The following is an 18,663-nucleotide window of genomic DNA, read 5'->3' as shown; positions in this document are numbered from 1 at the left end:
ACAAACTAAAGCGATTACCGCTACATGGTAATGTTGCGTTAAGTTGAATAAACGACTTAAGGTTAGGCTGGCTGCCTGAACATATAAATAATTTCCTTTACTGGTCCATCGTATAAAATCAGCATAGTAAGTAATACACCATTCAGCACACTGATTAGCAGCCTAATCGGTGTGTTTTGTTGTTGTTAAATAACGAGTTCACCGATTTTTTTGTGATAAAATGGAAATGTCGGTTATTCACTTAAAGAGCAGTATTCTTGAATAAGGGTTATGCAATTTTAATCTCCTCATTTTTTGTTTTAAGACCAGCAATTTACCAATATAAAAATGGTTTACATCCCAAAAATACACTTTATTTGGGGCAATAAGAAAAATAAAAAAAGATGGGAAGAAATCCAAAATGAATACAATTAATGACATGATTATGAAGATTTCATCTGTATTTTCTCAGTTAGAAGAAGTGGAAGGTGTTGTACTCTCTGGTTCTCTTTCAACAAATACCCAAGATGAACATTCTGATATAGATTTGTATATTTATAGTGATCAAGAAATCCCTGCCGGCACTCGCAAAAAATTGTTACAGCCATTTTCGGATTATATGGAGATTAATAACCAGTATTGGGAAACAGAAGATGATGGAACGCTAATTGAACCCAATATTGGTATAGAAATTATATATAGAAATTATGCTTGGATTGAAAACGAACTTATGAAAACGGTAGTGAATTTCCAGGCTCAAGTCGGTTACACTACATGCTTATGGAGTAATTATTTAAATTCAAAAATACTATATGATCAAAATGGTCAATTAAAGAAGCTGCAGGATAAAATTAACGTAGCCTTTCCAAAAGAATTAAAAGAGAATATCCTTAATAAAAATTACCCTTTATTACGAGACAGTGTTGCATCCTACTATTGTCAAATCGAGAAAGCCCTAAAAAGAAAAGACTACATAAGTGTCAATCATAGGGTTGCTGCGTTACTTGCAAGTTACTTTGATATCTTATTTGCGATTAACGAGCTGCCTCACCCTGGAGAAAAGAAGTTAATGAAAATCGCTCAAAAAACATGCAAATATCTTCCAGACAAGATGGAAGAAAACATAATCATGATTCTTAGCAACAATACCATAACACTATTAAGCGATATAAATGATCTGGTTGATAATTTAGATGATTTGTTAAAAAAGAATAACTCATAACCTTATCCAGCTGAAGTTCCAGTCCTTAAATAATCAATACAAAGAAAAAAACCTGGCTGTTAAAACCGAGAATCGATTGAGTTTAAAGGCACCTAATAGAAGCTTCATAGTTATTCCATTATCGGAGGCGATTGCTTAACGAAGTGTCGCCTCTTCTTATTAAGGTAAAAGGGCAGGATTGTGGAACAATCTTTTGAACGAAGGGGATGAAATTAATGAAAGAAGAATTATATAAAGCAATTGAATTACGAAAAAGTGGAAAGAACAAAGAATCTAACCAATTACTACTAAAACTTGCACAAGATTTTCCCGAAGAAGCTTCAATTAACTATCAATGTGCGTGGAGTTTTGATTTATTAGGTGAAGAATCAAAAGCAGTTCCATTTTATGAAAAGGCAATCAATTTAGGATTGTCTTCCAAAGAGTTAGAAGGAGCATTACTAGGGTTGGGAAGTACATATAGAACGTTAGGAGAATATGAAAAATCAAAGAATACATTTCAGAGGGGAATTGAAGCATTTCCAAATAATAGAGCGATCCAAGTGTTCTATTCAATGACCTTATATAATTTAAACAAGCATAATGATGCAATGGAAATACTCTTAAAATGCTTGATAGATACGACATCAGACAATGAAATATTAAATTACAAAAGAGCAATCGAATTCTATTCCAATAAATTAGAAAAAGTTTGGGGATAAATGGTTCTAAGCAAACGGAAGCATTTATTCAATATAAAGACATAAAAGATGGGAGAGAGCAATATGTTTTGCACTCTTCACTATGTGATGTAGGCATTTACTAAACAATCGGTGGCGATTGCAGCACAGTGTGAACACTCTTTCTTTAAGGTTTGGGAGCAGTCTACATAGTACGAAATTAAACCTTAAAGAATATCTCGAACGGTGGGAATATGATGAATACAAGTATCAGTTAGATAAGTTATTCATTGGAAAGATCGTCAATCGCTTGAACAGCTAGTTCCAATGCTTTAATTCTTCTTTCTAAAAGCGTTCTTTGAGGACTACCTGCCTTTGACTTAGCAAAAACGTTCTCAATTGATGGGAATAAACCGGTAAGAACATTGCGGGCTTCTGCTAAATCTTCCTGGGTGTAATGATGGGGTCTTTGATTCCAAACGTTTTCTAGCATGGCTAAGCCAATGTAAAGAGCTTTGAGCCGTTTCTTTAATAAGGCAGTATTTGCGCCTTTCTGAGTCATCTGAGCCAAGGCCTTTTCGGATTTACTGATTGTCGATTGGAAGGATTTTATTGATTCCAATTTATCTGCATTTGATACGTTTTCCATGTTCATGCTGTCCTCTCTTCGTCTCTGAATTATTTTGCTTGATACTTGATAAAATCGTTAAGAACCTGATTTCACTCGCTCTGTAACCCCTCAATCATGAATATCATTTTATGTTACTTAGAAGGATTGACCAGGTTTTTATCCGCTGTCAAAAAGAAAAAAATCACTAGTGCACACCTAGGATTAGCATTTCTCTCTCAAACGTGCTGGGTCTGGCGTCATAATCCTATCTCTAATTTTGGACTATCAAACTAACTTACACACTTTATTTGACAATCCCCACTAAAAAGTCAGTTTTACCACAACATTTATTATAAAATGTTGTGGTATTAAAGAGTATTTAGCATTCTACCTAAATTACAAAAAGGGATAGATTTCTATCCACTTTGTATACAAGTATAAATGTTTAACATCATATAGAAAACTCAACTGTATTGCTCATAGAGCGAATATCAGATGGAATTACATTTATGAAATCATAAAGCTTTTTACTGATTCTTTTTTTCTTCAACCACCTGATCCACATAATCCACGATCAGTTCATCTTCATCTGTCTCCCTAACACGAAAGGCAATGGCTTTGCTTTTCTTTTGATCATCCTGATCATAATAGGCGCGGAAGACATAAAAGCTTTCTTCCTTTATCTCAAAATCTTCGAGTTCCAGGTTATCTATCTTCCATTCTTTTTTTAAGGAGATCAGCTCTTGCGGTGAGCGGTAGGCTCCTTCTAAGTAAATGCCTCTCATATCTCTTTTATCTTCCTCAAGAATTGCCTCAAGCATATCTTCTACCACAACGAGTCTCCTGTCTCTCCCCTCGTCTTCATCCTTGCATGCAGACAGGAAAAGAGAAAAAAGACAGAGAATGAAAATCTTATGTATGTTTTTCACTGGTTTCCCCCCGTACAAACTGAAACCGGCCCAGTTTCGGCCGGCTGATCAGCTGGATAATTTATTTGAACCTCTCATGTCATCAGGAGGAACAAAAGTAACTTTTTGCCCCTGTTCATTCCATTCAATTTTCAATTTTTCTCCCACATCAATTTCGCATATATTTCTTATTTCACTCGGTATCGTTATAGTTCCCTTGCTGCTTAAGGTTGTTTCGTTTTCAAAGGCATTGTTATCATCCACGATCAAATCGATCGTTTTCCCATCGGTTTGAACGACGACCCGCTCACCTGTTTGTATGTTTAGTTTTTTTCGAATGTAGGAAGGAATCATCACTTGACCATTTGACCAGATTTTCACGAAAAATGGACCTTTTTTCAAAGATATCACTCCATTCCTTCTAAAGATACCTTCTATTATATCATGAAAGGCGGGAATTTCATTGTTAGACGCATTAATAAGGCCATTTGGCAAACAGTGCAAAAATCAAAAAAACAATCAGAGCATTCTGATTGCTTTCATGCCTCCATCTTTTTGGTCGCGCTGGTCGATTTTCTTAGGACAAGCTCTGTCGGCAGAATGTAATCCTTCCCTTCAATCCCTTCATTTAAAGCCTGATAGATCAGGTGAGCTGCAAGAGATCCGATTTCATAATTCGATTGCTTTACCGTCGAGAGCGGAGGCGAAATATATTGGGATATTTCAATATCGTCAAATCCGATGATGGAAAGATCATTCGGGATATGCAAACCGGATTCTTTAAAGGCTTTTAAAGCCCCTACAGCCATTTCATCATTTGCACAAAAGACAGCAGACGGCGCATTTCCCTGCATCATGAGGATTTTAGCAGCGGAATAGCCGCCTTCCCTCGTATATTGCCCCTGGAGGATCCAGCTTGGATGCAGTGTAATTCCGGAATCCTTAAGGGCCTGTTTATACCCTTCAAATCGAAGCTGATTATCCCGATTGTGAGAGGGGCCTCCAATGTATGCGAGCTCCTTGTGGCCAAGGTCAATTAAATGCTGTGTTGCCTGATAGCCTCCCGAGAAGTTATCGACAAGCACATGGATAATCGAATCGCTGTCAAGCTTTCGGTCAAGGACGATGATCGGAAAATCCTCTCTTACTGATTGAAGAATCAATTCATCCGGAAGGCTTTCAGCTAATATAATGACGCCATCAACACGGCGTTCCTGCAAAAACTTTGAAGCTGTTGTCACATTGCCTCCAATGGAACTGCAGGCGATAAGGCCATATTGATGAGTAAGCAGGGTATCCTGAACACCGCGCATCAATTCAGAATAAAAAGGGCCGGAAAGATCCTGAACGATAATCCCGATTGTTTCGGTTTTGCTTCGTTTTAAGTCTCTCGCAATTCCGTTCTTTTGGTAGTTTAACGTTTTTGCAGCTTCTAATACACGCTTAGCGGTTTCTGCATTCACTCTTGATTTATGATTTAACGCATAGGATGCTGTTGAAACAGCTACCCCTGCCAATTTTGCAACATCTTTGATTGTGGCCATACGATTCTCCACCTTACTTTCATTGCTTCATTCTGGTTGATGAGATGACATAACGGGGGATCTTCCCGGGGAGTATAGTTTGTGGGAAACGGTCTATTGCCATTCAAACCGGCCGGTAAATAGCCGGTTTGAATGTAAAATAGAACCGATCTTACCTTATATTGCAGCTTAAGCCCACCACATATTCGTCGGCTGTTCTTTAATTAAGACACTTTTTAAGTTTGTAACCGCACGCTGAAAACCTTCTTCAACCGACATGATCGGATCTTCATGCTCAATGCTTACAACATAATCATAGCCGTACGTTCTGAGTGCGCTGATCATATCAGACCATTCCTGCATGCTGTGTCCGCAGCCGACAGATCGGAAATTCCATGCTCTTGATTGGATTTCGCCGTAAGGCTGCATGTCTGTTAAGCCGTACATGTTAATGTTGTCCTGATCCAGATAAGTATCCTTTGCATGGAAATGATGAATGGCACCCGCTTTACCAAGGATTTTAATCGCTCCGACAGGATCAATTCCCTGCCACCACAAGTGACTTGGATCAAGGTTTGCTCCAATTGCATCACATGTTTCTTCTCTTAGCTTCAATAAAGTATAAGGAGTATGAACAAGGAATCCGCCGTGAAGCTCTAAACCTATTTTTACGTTTAGGCTTTGTGCCAGCTCGCCGACTTCTTTCCAGTAAGGTATCAGTTTTTGCTCCCACTGCCATTTTAAAACGTCATTGTATTCATTAGGCCATGGTGCTACCGGCCAGTTTGGATATTTTGCATCCTCATGGTCGCCGGCAGTTCCGGAGAAGCAGTTCACAACAGGAACGTTCATTTCATTGGCAAGCTTAATCGTGCTGACCAGCGTTTCATGAGATTCAGCAGCAAAAGCAGCATCCGGTGAAATCGGATTTCCATGGCAGCTGAACGCGCTTATTGTGAGTCCGCGTGAAGCGACTTTTTCCAAAAACTCATTTTGCTTTTCTTTATTGCCTAATAATTCTTCTAAAGAACAATGTGCATTTCCAGGATAGCAGCCTGTTCCAATTTCAACAGCTTCAACACCTGATGCTTTTACGTAATCTAACATCTCATCGAGATTTTTATCTGAAAATAAAACAGTAAATACTCCAAGTTTCATCTTAATCTTCCTTTCTATGCTTTTAATAGTTCGTCCATTTTTTTCGAGTTAAGCGCAACTGCTTCCATCAAATCACCTTCAAAGTGCTCTTGTTCAACTATAAACCATGGAAGCTCAAGCTCTTTTCCAAGATTCAGCAAGGATTTCATGTCAAGCTGTCCAGTGCCGATGACTGTACTCTGCTTCTCGCCATTTGTTTCTTTCATATCTTTAATATGAAGCGTAACTACACGTTCCCGCTGCTCTTTGATCAGCGCCAATGGATCAAGACCCGCATAGGAAACCCAATAGCAGTCGAGTTCGAACTTTACAAGCTTTTCATCCGTTTCGTTAAGCAGAACATCAAAAGGTGTCTGCTCTCCGAATGCATGAAATTCGAAATCATGATTGTGGTAAGCAAGCTGCATGCCTTCCTGCTTAATGACTGCGCCTGCTTTGTTCAGTTCTTCTGCAATGCGCTTATAGTCATCAAGACCTGTTCTTTGCTCTTCTGTCAAATAAGGCATGATAATCAGATCATTCCCGATTTCCTGATTATAAGAAATGACTTGTTTAAGCCCATCCCCTGTAATTTGGTCATATGGTACATGACTCCCTGCTGCCTTCAGTCCATACTCTTTTAATGCTTGATTCAGACGATCTGCAGGCGTGTCAAAATAGCCTGCAAACTGTACCCCTTCGTACCCAAGATCCGCCACTTTTTTCAAAGTGCCGAGAAAATCCTTTTCGAGCAGCGTTCTGATTGTATAGAGCTGAAGTCCTTTTTTCGTCATGATTTTTCCCCCTTATGAAAGTTTTACGATTGTTTTGCTTTCATTTGACTCTAATGCGCCAAGAACAATTTTAAGAGATTTGTAGCCTTCTTCACCGGAAACAGCCGGCTCTGTATTGCCGATAATGCTGTCTATGAATTTATCAATGACTTTTGAAGAAGTTTGTCCGCCTTCATCGTTTGATTGAATTTTGCCTAATTCATAGTTTACAACTTCACCTGTTTTATATTGAGCAATTAATGAGTACTCTGGATGATCTTCTAAACGAAGAACCCCTTTTTCACCGTAAATGACTGTTGCGTTATCTTCTTTGTTGTAAGACCAGCTTGCTGCAAGGGATCCCATAATGCCGCTTTCTGTTCTTAAAACGCATACTGCATTGTCATCTACATCTGCGCCTTCTTTAGCAACTGTATCAACGAATGCTGCAACTTCAGTCACTTCTTCGCCTAGGATGTAGCGCATTAAGTCCGCTTTATGAACACCAAGGTCTCCCATTGCTCCGATAAATGCGTCTTCTTTCTTGAAGAACCAGCTGTCGCGTCCGTCAGCACTCCAGCCTTCAGGACCGCCATGGCCAAATGCTGTGCGGAAAGAAAATACCTTGCCGATTTCTCCATTTTTAATAAGCTCTCTAGCTTTTTCATGTGATGGCACAAAACGCTGGTTATGACCGATCATCAGCTTGCGGTTATTTTCTTTTGCAGCTGCGATCATCGCTTCTGCTTCTTCTTTTGAAGTTGCCATTGGCTTTTCGCAAAGAACATGCTTGCCTGCATTTAAAGCATCAATTGAAATTGGGGCATGAAGCGCATTTGGAGTACAAACGCTTACAGCGTCGATCTCTTCAAGTGCAAGAAGCTCTCTGTAGTCTGTGAATGCTTTAGCTTTGTATTGCTGTGCAGTGAGGTTCGCACGGTCTTCATTAATATCGCAGACTGCTGCTATTTCCACATACTTGTTGCCTGCATATTCTGGTAAATGTCTGTGCTTTGAAATGCTTCCGCAGCCGATAACGCCGATTTTTAAAGTTTTCATGATTTTTTTCCTCCTGAGGATTAAGTTATGAAATCGATTCCTGTATCAAAAATCTACTCTTTTTTTTCAAAATAAACAGGTTCGCCTGTTTCTGACGATTTATAAATCGCTTCCAAAATTTCGGTTACGATAAGGGCTTGTTCAGGTTTTACAACCGGATCTATATCTTCAATAATTGCTTCAATCCAAAGTCTTGCTTCAATATCTGCTTCACTTTCAAGCTTGCCGTCTTCGACAGATGCACCTGATTCGTCTAAATCCACCATTGTCGTATAAAGCTTGCCGTGCCGCTCGCCATTGATGCGCAGGCCATTTTCCATATCAGCTCCGCCTTCTGTTCCCATCAGGGTGCATTTGCTTTCCCCGACGTTCAAAGAATTCAGCGCCCAGCTTGATTCAAGGAAGATTGTTGCACCGTTTTGCATGGTAATGTAGGCAAACGCGGAATCTTCGACTTTAAATTTTTCAGGATCCCAAGGGCCCCAGATGTTTGCTGCATTTTCTCTTGTGCCAAGTTTATGAAAAGCGGTTCCGACAACCATTTTCGGCTCATAATTATTCATCATCCATAACGTCAGATCAAGTGCATGAGTGCCGATGTCGATCAATGGACCTCCGCCCTGCTTTTCTTTATCCAAAAACACGCCCCAAGTCGGGACTGCACGTCTTCTGATGGCATGAGCTTTTGCAAAATAGATATCACCAAGCTCGCCTTCTTCGCAAAGTGATTTTAGATGCAGGCTGTCCGCCCGGTAGCGGTTCTGGTAAGCAACTGATAATTTCTTCCCCGTGCGCTTTGCCGTCTCAAGCATTTTTCGAGCTTCAGCAGCAGAAGTAGCCATCGGCTTTTCGCACATCACGTGCTTCCCTGCTTCCAATGCTGCTATTGAAATGTCTGAATGCGAATCATTCGGCGTACAAACGTGGACAACATCCACTCCCGGATTTGCAAGCAATTCTTTAAAGTCCGTATAATGTTCGGCCATCTCTGATCCATATTGCATTTTCGCTTCAATGGCTCTTTCTTCCACAAGATCAAAGAAAGCCACCATCTGAACATTCTTAAGTCGTGCGAGAGCAGGCATATGCTTTCCGGTCGCTATTCCCCCGCACCCGATAATTCCAACTCGAACAATCGTACTCATTGTCCACCTCCGAGTTATTTCCGATTTATGAATGAAACGTTTCACATCAAATTAAAAAATATGTAATAATTCCTTTATTTAATAAGCGGAATTCAATGTGAAACGTTTCGACAAATTCATTCTATCATGAAAGCGCTTTTAATTAAATAAAAATTTAAAAATATTATTCAATAAATTTATTTTTCATGTAATCTGAAAAAAGTTACATGTTTTTAAAACTTTTTTGGAAGATTGAAGTCTAATGATTAGAGGCAGCAAATGCCGTTTTTAATAGCGGGAATTAAACTTTTTCTGATACTTTTTCAATTTTCATTGCCGATTATAACAGGCAATCGGATTCTGCTACCCGAATTTTTATAGAAAAAAAGACAAGAATTCAAATAAAATGAGAAAATGCCCGCTGACTGTCAGCGGGCATTTAATATTAGTTCCGGCGCAGCTTGGCAAGCAGGCGGAGAATCTCAAGATACAGCCAGACTAGTGTGACAAGAAGGGCAAATCCCGCATACCATTCCATATGCTTTGGAAGCCCTGCCTTCGAACCATTTTCAATAAAGTCGAAGTCCAGAACCAGATTCAGTGCCGCAACGATCATGATGGCAACTGAAATTAAAATGCCAATCGGAGAGGCATCATGCAAAAATGGAACCGTTACTCCGAAGAAGCCAAGTACAAAAGACAGCAAATACATGATCAGAATTCCGCCTGTAGCAGCGACAACCCCTAATCTGAAATTGCGTGTTACTTTGATTAACCTTGAACGGTAAGCAAGCAGCAAGGCAAGGAAAACACTTGCTGTAAGAAGCACGGCCTGCATGACGATTCCTTCATACAGGGATGAATAGTAAGCCGATATTCCTCCAACAAACATCCCCTCAAGCACTGCGTAAACAGGTGCCAGCACAGGTGCCGTTTTAGGAACAAAGCTGACAATCAGCGCTACGATAAATCCGCCAATCGCCCCTCCAATCATAATGGCCGTCACATCCTGGCCCTGTGCACTGTAATACCAGGCTGCACCGGCAGCAGTGATTAAAATAAACAGCAGCAAAAATGATTTATTAATCGCTCCCATCAGCGTCATCGGCTTGCTGGAGTAGGACCCTTCCCGTTTTGTAAAAGCTTTTAAAGCTGGATTTGAAGTTCTCAAGCAGTATCTTCCTCTCTTTTGAGTATGAATGTAATACGTTCTATCGGCCAAAAGGTTTCATGAACGAAATAGTTTACTAGTTTTAGTATATCTCATTTCTTCGCAGGATATGAAAATCTTCTTAGCTGACATTAAAAAGAGAAATATAGTATGAGTATCAGAAGTATGAATCTTTTTCTTTTTTCATTCTTTTTAAATTCTTTCTATATAATCTTTCTATATTTGAGGCACTTTTTCTGCTCCATTCACCTGTTTTGACGCACTTCTTTCTAGTGTTAGACGATTTTTCTGCTCCATTCTCCTGTTTTGACGCACTTCTTTCAACAGTTAGACGATTTTTCTGCTCCATTCTCCTGCTTTGACGCACTTCTTTCTACAGTGAGGCGATTTTTCTGTTCCATTCACCTGTTTTGACGCACTTCTTTCTACAGTGAGGCGATTTTTCTGTTCCATTCACCTGTTTTGACGCACTTCTTTCTAGAGTTTGACGATTTTTCTGCTGCATTCACCTGCTTTGACGCACTTCTTTCTAGAGTTAGACGATTTTTCTGCTCCATTCACCTGCTTTGACGCACTTCTTTCTACAATGAGACGATTTTTCTGCTCCATTCTCCTGTTTTGACGCACTTCTTTCTACAGTTAGACGATTTTTCTGCTTCATTCACCTGCTTTGACGCACTTCTTTCTACAGTGAGACGATTTTTCTGCTCCATTCACCTGCTTTGACGCACTTCTTTCTACAGTTAGACGATTTTTCTGTTCCATTCACCTGTTTTGACGCACTTCTTTCTACAGTTAGACGATTTTTCTGCTCCATTCACCTGCTTTGACGCACTTCTTTCTACAGTGAGACGATTTTTCTGCTCCATTCACCTGCTTTGACGCACTTCTTTCTACAGTTAGACGATTTTTCTGTTCCATTCACCTGTTTTGACGCACTTCTTTCTAGAGTTTGACGATTTTTCTGCTCCATTCACCTGCTTTGACGCACGTTTTACACGGCATAGCCATTTGGTTACGGCAAGCAACAAAAAAAAGACCGCCATACAGCGGTCTCCATCTAAACAGCTTTATTTTTAATGTAATAAAAGCTTCCTGTAAAAAAACAGACAAACCCGCAGGCTATGGAAAGATAGAAGGATATTTCCGTGATAAAGAATCCCTCGTTCTGGGGCATCATTGCCAAAAACGGCTGCGCCCATGGATAATATGGACCGATTTTTTCTGAGTTGATGATCATTATGTTTGGAAGTGTAAACATCACATTGAGCGCCAATGGGGCGGCAAAACTAGTCCATGCCATGGATACCCAAAGAAATAGTGCGGCAAGAGGCAGGGCAGCCAGAAAACCGCCTGTCAGCAGTTTGATAAAAATATCGGCTGGGAACGGATCCGAATATCCTTTAACAGCTCCAACCAGAATCCATGCTGTCATAAACAAAAGCTGATTGATCAATATCAGGAGCGTAATCATCAGCCATTTAGACATAAAAACACTGACCCTGCTTACAGGCAGACTGAGAAGCTGCTTCCATCCGCCTTGCAGATGTTCATATCTGCAGAGAAAGCTTGTTAAAATCCCAATCATCAGCGGGAGTAAAATCAGAGCATGCGCCGGCACCATAATCAGCAAAGGCGAGAGCCATTCATTTGAAATACCCTCAATCTGGCCTAACTTAAATCCAAGCACTCCTGCAAAAAGCGGACTCACGAACAACAAGCTGAGAACCTTGGTTTTCCGAAGCTTCAGCAGCTCTGCCGACAGCAGCTGCATCATCATGTCAGCACCTCTCTTCTGACAAAATCCATCAGTCCTGCGATCAAGATAACGGACCCTGTAATCATTCCTGCCACAGCGTACCAAATTGGATCATGCTCTCCGACAAGCAATGGCCATTTCCACGGAATCCAGTCCGGTGCAGCAAATGCTGCCGTCATTGAAAAGACGGCACCAAAGACGCCTGCAGCGAGCGGAAATGCCTGATTCTGCATCACAACAGACAGCCATACTTGCAGACATAAAATAGGAATTCCCGCAAAAAAAGGATAATAGCTATTTTTAATAACTGCAAGGAATGGAATATCCAATCCGAAGTGTAATCCTATACCAAAAAACACAGTTCCAATAAACAACAAGGTAGAGGAAATAAAAATCATGATCGCTGCAACCGCTAATTTTGACAGAAACACATACCCTCTTTGAACTGGCAGGCTGAGCAGCTGCTTCCAGGAACTTTGCTGATGTTCGATTGCGGCAATCTGCGAAGCGAGAATGGTCATTCCCAGCAGAAGCGCTGGCGCAACAAACATGTTAATATTATCAAGAAGTCCCGCCCAAACATCCGGCTCCTGCTGCATCAAGTAGTCATAGCGAACCCCGTAATTCACCAGCTGGAGGGCAATGACACCAAAAGGTCCCAGAAAAACCAAGAGCCAGAACCATTTTCGTTTCACTTTAAGAAGATCGGCTTTTAGAATGGACATCATGAACGTTCCCTCCTTCGCCTGTTAAATCCAAAAAGATCTCTTCCAGCGATTTCCGTTTCTCTTCGACCCTGTAGACCTCAATTCCTGACTTAACTAATAAGGCAATCACTTGGGCGATTCTGCTATCTGTCATATCACGCAAAATAACAGATTTTCCGCTTTGCTCTGCCGTTTGCCCATTTGAAAGCAGCAAAGATGCTGCCTTGACCGAATTTCCCGTCCTGATGATCACCTGTTCCTTCGCTTTGCTTTTCAGCTTGCTGATCGAATCCTGAAAAATCATCTTTCCTTTAGAAATAATTCCTACTTTTGTTGCCATTTGATCGATTTCACTTAGTAAATGACTGGAGATTAAAACGGTCATTCCGTATTCTCTCGGCAGCCTCTTAATAAGATCCCGCATTTCATGAATACCTGAAGGATCCAGACCGTTTGTCGGTTCATCCAAAATAAGAAGCTCAGGATTTCCAAGGATGGCGGACGCAATTCCAAGACGCTGCTTCATCCCTAAAGAAAACCCTTTTACTGGTCGATTACTGTCATTCGTCAATCTGACTATGGACAGCACTTCATCGATTCGGCTTTTTTGCACCTGCAGAATTTTCCTGATTGTCTCTAAATTCTCACGTGCGGTTAAATGCCCGTAATAAGAAGGGGACTCAACGAGAGACCCCATTTTCCGCAACGATTCAAGCTGATGGTCAGCTGCATTCTTTCCAAAAAGCTCGATTGTTCCCCCAGTTGGTTTCATAAGTCCAAGAAGCATTTTAATAGTTGTAGTTTTTCCCGCTCCATTCGGCCCTAAGAAGCCATATATCTCCCCTTTTTCAATCTTCATATCCAAACTGTCCACAATGGTTTTTTTCTTAATAACCTTTGTTAGATTTGTGGTTAAAATCATCAATTCCGCCATTTATTATCACCTCTTCATCAGATTAAAAGATGAGAGTTAAAACGCGGTGATGATTCGGGTTAAATTTTGTTTAAAATTAAGAAAATCGGAACCGGCTGTTCAGCACCGGCAAAAAGAAAAGAACTCCATTCAAAATAAGGGGTGATTGCTTAAAAAATTAAGTTAAAACCTGAAGTTATACTCGCTGGTCACAAAAAAAAAAACGCCTGAACGACGTTTATGTTTCTTTCAATATGGAGATAACAGTTCCGCTGCTGTCCGAATCAATTCTGAATGTGAGATTCATTTTTTTTGTCATCATCTCAACGATTGTCAGTCCGATGCCCGCTCCTTTATTGCCGCTGTCCTGACGGAAGCCATTTCCCCTGTCTCGAATCATAATATACTGTCCGAATTCCGTTTGGCGGACAGTTATGCCTACATACTTGCCTTCATCTGCATGGCGAATGATGTTCTGGAGCAGATTATCCAGGATTCTCTCAATCCATTCAGGATCTGCAAACCAGATGATTGTATCCGGCTCAAGATCGATCTCCGCCTCAAACCTATGTTGTTCAAAGACAGGGTACCACTCCGCTGCCTTTTTTCGAACAAACCGGCTGAGATTAATTTCTTTAGGATGATAGTGATACTTTCCGGATGACAGAAGCGTATAAGAAAATAGATTATCAATCAGCGCACTGATAAAATCTATTTTTTCATCGATTGCCCGGGCAGCCTCCAATCCTGCTTCTGTGACAGACTCTTTTTTGACACTAAAAAGATGAGCACGCATAGTGGTTAGCGGCGTTCTAAGATCATGAGAGAGACTTGCCATTAAGTCCTTGCGTATTTTCTCTTCCCTCTTCTCGCGTTCTCTGCTTTCCTCGAGTTCTTTTATCATGTTATTAAAACTTTCTTCAAGCTCTCCAATTTCATCCTTATTTGATAGTGCAATAGGGAGAGGAAGCCCGGAATGATCTTTTCTCTTCATAGCTTCTTTAAGACGAAGAATCCGTTTATGGAGCCGTTTGAAAAATAGCCATGATAGAAATAAAAAAGCGAGCATAAGCACGGCGAGCACGGTAAAATAAATCGCGTCATATTGATACCCCAATCTTTGAATCGGAGGCTCGAGCATCATGCGGTCCACTCTGATCACCATAAACCCTTTATCTTTATCGTCTCCTATAAAAGCGACAACTGTAAATGGATCAGCATCAAAGCTGTTTTTCATATAGGAGATTGTATAACTTGGCGTCCAGATATCAGGGAGCTCCTCTTTATATGAGAAACTCTCTCTTGTTCTGCCTTCTTTATCTACCCAAAACAGCTGAGAGCCTGGATATTTTTTATGAAGAGATTGGAGCTTTTCTGCAACTTCTATATCATTTGCAGCTTTAAGCTGACCTGCCTCTTTATGCCACATCTCGGTGAGTTCATTATAGCCCTCATAAGGATGCACCGTTTCTTTTTCAAGAAAAACTCCAGGGACATAAACCAAGGCGGAAGCAAGAGAAAAAGAAATGGGGATACAGAGCACAGCTGCAAGAATAATAGAAAGGTATTTAAATTGCAGCGATCTGTGCCATTTCATCCCCTCACCCTGTAGCCGACTCCTCTGACCGTTTCAATGATTTCAGGTTCAGAAGGATTCTTTTCAATTTTTTCGCGCAAATAGCGGATATGCACCATCAATGTCTTGTCTCCGTCTAAAAATGGCTCGCCCCATACATGCTCAAACAGCTGCTCTTTTGTCAGAATTTGATTTAAATGCTGCAGGAAACATGTAAAAATATGATATTGCTTTCCTGTTAAGATAATTTCTTCTCCGGTCTCGGCATTCCGAATAAGTCGGTTCGCCTGATCGATTTCAAGATGCTTGAGAATCATTTTTTCAGACTCCAGTTTATGATATCTTCTCAGCTGCACCTCAACCCTTTTAACAAGTTCCTCGGGGTGGAAAGGCTTAGTCAGATAATCATCTGCGAACTCAAGCCCCTCAAGCTTATCATCGATCGATGTTCTTGCAGACAGCATCAGAATTGGCGTATCCGGGTTTTTCTTTTTAAATCTTCTTCCTAACGAAAACCCGTCAAGCCCTGGAAGCATAACATCCAGGATGAGCAAATCATACCTTTTGTCATCCTGTAATGACAGCCCGGTGGTTATCCATTCCACGGAATATCCCTTTTGCAGAAGCTCACTTTTCACCCAGCTTCCGATTTCCAGATCATCTTCTATGTATAAAATATTCAAGTTGCTTTCATCTCCTCACCTTTAATGTTACAAAATATGGATGATCTTGAAAAGAGAGAATAAAAATTTGTATGATTGCAGAAAAATAGTGTATTTTGTCGCATTTTCGCGTGTTCTATCTATACAGGGGACAAACAGCTTCCTATTTAGCAAATAAAAAGGCGGCAATCTATCCAGTTATCTACAACACTCATAATAAGACATATATGTGGACACCAACGATTGCTAATATTAAAGTAGTGCCTGTTGAGAAAAGAACAAAGAGAGACTCTGGAATTCCCGGGAAAAATAAAAGCACAGACAACCTGCTGCTTCACCGGATGAAAAGTCTGCGATACCAGCAAAAAACCGGTATTAGAATACCGGTTTTTTGCTCATCTTTTTAAATTTAAAACCTGTCCCAGATTAAACATCAGGTTCTCTACATAAAGAGGGCCTCTATTCAGCGCCTCTTCCAATGATACAATTCCAGGCACGATGGAAAACACAGAACTGATTCCCTCTTCATGCACTTTTTCATAGCCATCCCCTATCGACCCGGCAATCGCAATGACTGGAATATTCAGCTTCTTGGCTGTTTTAGATACACCGACAGGCGTTTTGCCGTGAATGGTTTGTCCGTCAATTCTGCCTTCGCCCGTTATGACGAGATCAGCTTCCGCCATATGCTGCTCAAGCTTTACAGTTTCAATGACAATATCGACACCGCGCTTTAGATTGGCATTCAAAAAGGCTAGCAGTCCCGCTCCCAGTCCTCCTGCTGCACCCGATCCTTCTATTTTTTCAACATCCCTTCCTGTCTCTTTTAGAATAAGAGAGGCATAATGTGAGAGATTTCGGTCTAATACGGCAACTGTTTCATCTGTTGCTCCTTTTTGCGGACCAAATATGGCAGAAGCACCAGTCGGACCTGTCAATGGATTATCAACATCACAGGCAACATCTATGGTTACACCTGATAATTCTTTCATCATTTTAGAAGCATCAATCTTTGCAAGCTTAGATAAAGCACCGCCGCCATACGATAATTCTGCCCCCTCTGAATCAAGGAATTTCACTCCCAGTGCCTGAGCCATACCCATGCCGCCGTCATTCGTTGCACTTCCGCCAATTCCGATGATTATATGCTTCGCACCTTTTTGCACAGCATCTTTTATTAGCTCGCCAGTCCCCGCAGTTGTCGTCATTAATGGATTTCTTCTTTCGGGAGGGACTAGATGAAGCCCTGAAGCGGACGCCATTTCAATGACAGCAGTCAACTGATCTCCAAGCCACCCGTATTCAGCTTCTACAGGAAGCCCTAATGGTCCTGTTACAGTCAAAGAAGTAAACGTTCCATTTGTAGCATCGACCAATGCCTGCACCGTTCCTTCTCCGCCGTCAGCCATAGGAATTTTCACCGTCTGAACTTCAGGAAGTGAACGTCTTAACCCGCGTTCTGCCGCTTCGCAAACCTCAAGCGCCGTCATGCTTTCTTTAAATGAATCCGGTGCTATAACAATCTTCAAATCTCTCAGCTCCTATACTAATAGTTTAAATACGCCAAATATTAAGGTAGAGATTACCGCAAGCGTGAATCCTACTAAAGATTCATAGGGGATCAGCTTCATTCTTTCTTTCATCCCCATAAAAACACTGCCTCCTGTTGCATGAAAGAAGCTTCCGTGCGGGAGATGGTCAAGTACGGTAGCCCCCGCATGAACCATGGCTGCTCCTGCCAGTCCGGAGATGCCTATTTCCAAAATAGCAGGAGCAAAGACACTGCTCGCTACTGCTGTACCCGCTGTTGTCGAGGCAGTTGCCATCGACATTAAGATACCTGATGCCGGAGCCAGAATATATGCTGGCAGGCCAGATGCACTCAGACCTGATACAATAACATCCTTAAGACCTGAATTCGCAATAATTCCGGCAAGAGTCCCTGTTCCGATGAGCATGATCGCAACACCTGACATTTTCAAAAGGCCAGACGATGCAAAATCTGTCAGCCGGAGGAAGTTCTTAGTCGCAATCGCTCCGACAATACCGCCAAGGGGCAAAGCAATAATGGGATCGATGGCAATGTCAAATACCGGTCTGAGTGAAAGCAAGAGTATGGCCGCAGCTGGTCCGCTGATTGCTGCTGCAAACGAAGGCAGATTGGCACTATCTTGAGCAGTAATTTCTTCTGCGCTCACCTGTTCACCTTTTAAAACCATTCTTTTAGCCAAAATATATGTCACTATTACTCCAAAGACGGCAGGAATCAAACCTGCTGCCATCACGGATGTAAGCGGCACGTCAAATGCATCTGCTGCAGCAATCGTATTTGGATTAGGCGACATGATGTTTCCCGCCTTCCCTCCTCCGATCATCGCAAGCAAAATAGCGGGCTTTGAGAGCTTGGCTCTTTTTGCAATGGCAAGTGCAATTGGCGCAATCGTAATAACAGCTACATCAACAAAGACACCAACCATTGTTAAAAGCATCGTCGCAATGACAAGTGCAAGGAGTGAGCGCTTCTCGCTGATTTTCTTAATGATTGTATCTGCTATCACAGAAGCAGAACCTGATTCAATCAGCACGCCTGCAAGAACTCCTGCTGCTAAAATTCTAAGAACAGCCGGTGTGATATCCTTGGCGCCGGTGATCATCAATTCAATGGTCTCCGTCAGATTGACTCCGCCATGCAGGCCCCCTGCCAGCGCCCCTGCCATCATGCCGTATGCTGGAGGAACTTTCTTTAAGATGAGAAAGATGGCAACAATCAATGCGCACACCGCTCCGAAAGCACTCACTTGGATATCCAATGGTTTTCCCCCTTATAAGTAATCTAACGCTATAATTGTAACCGCTTGCCACAAGAGGAATCATTGTTCCA

The 18,663-nt window shown here is 41.3% G+C and carries 20 protein-coding genes; 2 read left to right on the top strand and 18 right to left on the bottom strand.

What is annotated here, in order from left to right; all coding sequences use genetic code 11:
* Positions 1 to 400 precede the first annotated feature (400 nt).
* Together QLQ22_RS08770 and QLQ22_RS08765 are read left to right on the top strand one after the other, a co-directional pair.
* Entirely contained in the window at positions 401 to 1,201 is an 801-nt protein-coding gene (locus QLQ22_RS08770; protein ID WP_223441326.1) for a nucleotidyltransferase domain-containing protein, read from the top strand.
* Between the two features lie 215 nt (positions 1,202 to 1,416).
* On the top strand, positions 1,417 to 1,902 hold the full coding sequence (locus QLQ22_RS08765) for a tetratricopeptide repeat protein (protein WP_223441324.1): 486 nt from the start codon (positions 1,417 to 1,419) through the stop codon (positions 1,900 to 1,902).
* Between the two features lie 241 nt (positions 1,903 to 2,143).
* On the opposite strand, the gene QLQ22_RS08760 is transcribed toward QLQ22_RS08765, so the two are convergent.
* The 18 genes from QLQ22_RS08760 to QLQ22_RS08675 all read right to left on the bottom strand — a co-directional run bounded on the left by QLQ22_RS08760 (position 2,144) and on the right by QLQ22_RS08675 (position 18,592).
* Positions 2,144 to 2,509, bottom strand: a complete 366-nt coding sequence (locus QLQ22_RS08760) for a hypothetical protein (protein WP_284016469.1) — start codon at positions 2,507 to 2,509, stop codon at positions 2,144 to 2,146.
* Between the two features lie 488 nt (positions 2,510 to 2,997).
* Entirely contained in the window at positions 2,998 to 3,399 is a 402-nt protein-coding gene (locus tag QLQ22_RS08755) for a hypothetical protein (RefSeq protein ID WP_252208507.1), read from the bottom strand.
* A 48-nt stretch (positions 3,400 to 3,447) separates the two neighbouring features.
* On the bottom strand, positions 3,448 to 3,780 hold the full coding sequence (locus tag QLQ22_RS08750; RefSeq protein WP_223441316.1) for an AbrB/MazE/SpoVT family DNA-binding domain-containing protein: 333 nt from the start codon (positions 3,778 to 3,780) through the stop codon (positions 3,448 to 3,450).
* A 137-nt stretch (positions 3,781 to 3,917) separates the two neighbouring features.
* Complete coding sequence (locus tag QLQ22_RS08745; RefSeq protein ID WP_284016467.1) at positions 3,918 to 4,922, bottom strand: LacI family DNA-binding transcriptional regulator; 1,005 nt, start codon at positions 4,920 to 4,922, stop codon at positions 3,918 to 3,920.
* A gap of 168 nt (positions 4,923 to 5,090) precedes the next feature.
* A complete protein-coding gene (locus QLQ22_RS08740; protein WP_223441312.1) occupies positions 5,091 to 6,059 on the bottom strand; it encodes a sugar phosphate isomerase/epimerase family protein in 969 nt (322 codons plus the stop codon).
* Positions 6,060 to 6,073: 14 nt separating this feature from the next.
* Complete coding sequence (locus QLQ22_RS08735) at positions 6,074 to 6,832, bottom strand: sugar phosphate isomerase/epimerase family protein (RefSeq protein WP_284016465.1); 759 nt, start codon at positions 6,830 to 6,832, stop codon at positions 6,074 to 6,076.
* 12 nt (positions 6,833 to 6,844) lie between these two features.
* The gene (locus QLQ22_RS08730; protein WP_223441308.1) at positions 6,845 to 7,870 is read right to left on the bottom strand and encodes a Gfo/Idh/MocA family protein; all 1,026 of its coding nucleotides are present in this window, start codon (positions 7,868 to 7,870) and stop codon (positions 6,845 to 6,847) included.
* Positions 7,871 to 7,923: 53 nt separating this feature from the next.
* A complete protein-coding gene (locus tag QLQ22_RS08725) occupies positions 7,924 to 9,015 on the bottom strand; it encodes a Gfo/Idh/MocA family protein (RefSeq protein ID WP_223441306.1) in 1,092 nt (363 codons plus the stop codon).
* Positions 9,016 to 9,439: 424 nt separating this feature from the next.
* Complete coding sequence (locus QLQ22_RS08720) at positions 9,440 to 10,165, bottom strand: Bax inhibitor-1/YccA family protein (RefSeq protein ID WP_284016464.1); 726 nt, start codon at positions 10,163 to 10,165, stop codon at positions 9,440 to 9,442.
* A 157-nt stretch (positions 10,166 to 10,322) separates the two neighbouring features.
* Positions 10,323 to 10,514, bottom strand: a complete 192-nt coding sequence (locus QLQ22_RS08715; RefSeq protein ID WP_284016462.1) for a hypothetical protein — start codon at positions 10,512 to 10,514, stop codon at positions 10,323 to 10,325.
* 550 nt (positions 10,515 to 11,064) lie between these two features.
* Positions 11,065 to 11,211 (bottom strand): hypothetical protein, encoded by a 147-nt coding sequence (locus QLQ22_RS08710; protein ID WP_223441300.1) that lies wholly within the window; start codon positions 11,209 to 11,211, stop codon positions 11,065 to 11,067.
* Positions 11,212 to 11,225: 14 nt separating this feature from the next.
* Complete coding sequence (locus QLQ22_RS08705) at positions 11,226 to 11,945, bottom strand: ABC transporter permease (RefSeq protein WP_252208505.1); 720 nt, start codon at positions 11,943 to 11,945, stop codon at positions 11,226 to 11,228.
* Entirely contained in the window at positions 11,942 to 12,652 is a 711-nt protein-coding gene (locus QLQ22_RS08700) for an ABC transporter permease (protein ID WP_223441295.1), read from the bottom strand. The genes QLQ22_RS08705 and QLQ22_RS08700 overlap by 4 nt, the downstream gene beginning before the upstream one ends.
* The gene (locus QLQ22_RS08695) at positions 12,621 to 13,565 is read right to left on the bottom strand and encodes an ABC transporter ATP-binding protein (RefSeq protein WP_223441293.1); all 945 of its coding nucleotides are present in this window, start codon (positions 13,563 to 13,565) and stop codon (positions 12,621 to 12,623) included. The genes QLQ22_RS08700 and QLQ22_RS08695 overlap by 32 nt, the downstream gene beginning before the upstream one ends.
* A gap of 217 nt (positions 13,566 to 13,782) precedes the next feature.
* Positions 13,783 to 15,141 (bottom strand): HAMP domain-containing sensor histidine kinase, encoded by a 1,359-nt coding sequence (locus QLQ22_RS08690; protein ID WP_284016460.1) that lies wholly within the window; start codon positions 15,139 to 15,141, stop codon positions 13,783 to 13,785.
* On the bottom strand, positions 15,138 to 15,803 hold the full coding sequence (locus QLQ22_RS08685; protein ID WP_284016459.1) for a response regulator transcription factor: 666 nt from the start codon (positions 15,801 to 15,803) through the stop codon (positions 15,138 to 15,140). The genes QLQ22_RS08690 and QLQ22_RS08685 overlap by 4 nt, the downstream gene beginning before the upstream one ends.
* A 374-nt stretch (positions 15,804 to 16,177) precedes the next feature.
* Positions 16,178 to 17,311 (bottom strand): glycerate kinase, encoded by a 1,134-nt coding sequence (locus QLQ22_RS08680; protein ID WP_223441287.1) that lies wholly within the window; start codon positions 17,309 to 17,311, stop codon positions 16,178 to 16,180.
* A gap of 12 nt (positions 17,312 to 17,323) precedes the next feature.
* Positions 17,324 to 18,592, bottom strand: a complete 1,269-nt coding sequence (locus QLQ22_RS08675) for a GntP family permease (RefSeq protein WP_284016458.1) — start codon at positions 18,590 to 18,592, stop codon at positions 17,324 to 17,326.
* Positions 18,593 to 18,663 lie beyond the last annotated feature (71 nt).

Origin of the sequence: Metabacillus hrfriensis (genome assembly GCF_030127205.1) — a bacterium.
Lineage (GTDB): Bacteria > Bacillota > Bacilli > Bacillales > Bacillaceae > Bacillus_P > Bacillus_P dongyingensis.
Note: the sequence above shows the minus strand (reverse complement) of the source record. Positions and strands in the feature narration are given on the sequence as shown.